General features: G+C 43.5%; 2 protein-coding genes. Both read right to left on the bottom strand.

Annotated features, from left to right (window positions below):
- Positions 1 to 399, bottom strand: a 399-nt coding sequence (locus MMY95_RS15470; RefSeq protein ID WP_241277814.1) for an MFS transporter, incomplete at its 3' end; no start/stop codon positions are given.
- 18 nt (positions 400 to 417) lie between these two features.
- A partial coding sequence (locus MMY95_RS15465; RefSeq protein WP_241277813.1) for a beta-galactosidase occupies positions 418 to 1,934 on the bottom strand: 1,517 nt, incomplete at its 5' end.

Below are 1,934 nucleotides of genomic sequence, written 5' to 3'. Positions count from 1 at the left end.
AAATAAAATCCAGTTTACCTTTGCTAATCCAAAGATTCCTGAGAAAATAACGACTAATAAGACCGAACTGATAATACTCCCAATGACTTGCCAAGGCTTAAACTTACCCCAACGTGTTTCCGTATTATCAACAATATTGCCTAAGATTGGATCGACAACGACTTCCGCTAAACGAATCACCACCACCAGTCCTGTGATTAAACCAATCAACCGATTGGCGATAGCTGGTGCAACGCCGCTAAACATCCCACTAGTGACAAAGACAATAAAATAGGTACTCAACGCACCATAGAATGCCGAGTGTCCTAAGTTACCTAATCCAAAGGCAACGCCTTCATTAATTTGATGCCATGATAACTTTTTCTTGGTTACTGGTTGTTGTTCAACATTTTGTGCCATTAATTTAACCCCACTTAATTATTTATTCATCATATAGACTTGAACACCATAGCTGGCCAAGTCTTGCTTGCCACTGACCACTTGATTCTCAAAAATTTGCCGTAACGGCACTTCAAGTGTCACCGTCGTTGGTCGATGACTAAAATTGATCACGAAGTAATAGCGCGTCGTCGCATTCTCTCTAACTTGAATACTTACCTTGGCATTCGCTTTGATCACTGGCAAGGCCGGTTTAAGTGCCAAACTTGTGGCAAGCCGTTCATAGAAAGCATCCAAGAAGTCAGTATCGGTCCGCGCAGCCAAATAATACGCCGCTCCCTGGCCCAATTGATTGACCGTTACAGCCGGTGTTCCAGCATAAAAGTCTTTTTGATACGTGCCGAGGACTTGTGCCGTTGTCGTCTCAACTACATCACAATAATCATTCACTTGATACGCTTGGTGATAAGCAGTCAGTGCATTATGTTGTTGCGGATATAATGTGTCAGTTTCCTGAACTTTAATTCCGTAAGTTGCTTCTAAGTCAGCTAACCCATCACCTTGATAGGCTAAGAAGTCATGATCAACGACGCCCGTAATATAGGTGCCGATCAGATGGCCGCCCTGTTGCACATATGCTTTAAGCTTAGTCGCAAACTGGGCGCTCATCATGAAGTGCATCGGATCAATCACCAAATCATAGGCCGTCAAATCATCAGTAGTCGCAATAATTTCAACTGGAATATCATGTTTCCAGAAATACTGGTAATGTTCTTGAATCGTGCGCCAATACTTTTTAGTTTCGTTAGCGTAGTTGCGGGCATCATCTAACCCCCACATGTTGTCATAATCAAAAACAATAGCGACTTTAGCTGCAGTTCTGGTCGTTCCATGCGCGGCCTGTAAGCTTTGTAAGTCCTGACCAACTTTTTGAACGTCCTTAAATGCCCGCGTATTTGAGCCACGATGGTTGGCAATGACGGCGCCATGAAACATTTCAGAAGCTCCTAATGATTGATGTAGTTGGAAATACAAAACTGAGTCGGCACCATGGGCAACCTGTTGCAAACTCCCCATTTCGTGCATGCCTGGTCGTTTGGCACGATTATATGGGTGCCAATTAACCTGTGACGGTGTACTTTCCATAATTAAGTAGTTATCATGCTTGAGGCTCCGCATCACGTCATTCATCAAAGCAGTTTTCATGGCCAAGTGGGCCGTACTTTCGTAACCATTACTCCAATTAGGATATGAATCCCAACTCACAATATCGACATGCTTCGCAAACTTCTGATAATCTAAATCATAAAAGACGTGTGATTCTGATGGGTTACCCCCCATAAAATTGGCTGTCACAGGGATATTAGGTGTCAGCGCTCGTAACGGTTTGATCTCATTATCAAAAAAGTCAATCGTCCGGTCTGTTACAAAACGATGCCAATCCAGGTTAAGTCCCATTACATTCGTATCACCCAGCGGCGACGGTGCCTGAACCTGATCCCAACTTGTATAATCGTGACTCCAAAAAGCACCACAGTAAGCATGGTTCAAATTGG

Origin of the sequence: Lactiplantibacillus sp. ME-2 (assembly GCF_022549155.1) — a bacterium.
GTDB lineage: Bacteria > Bacillota > Bacilli > Lactobacillales > Lactobacillaceae > Lactiplantibacillus > Lactiplantibacillus plantarum.
This window is presented reverse-complemented; position numbering and strand designations above follow the sequence as displayed.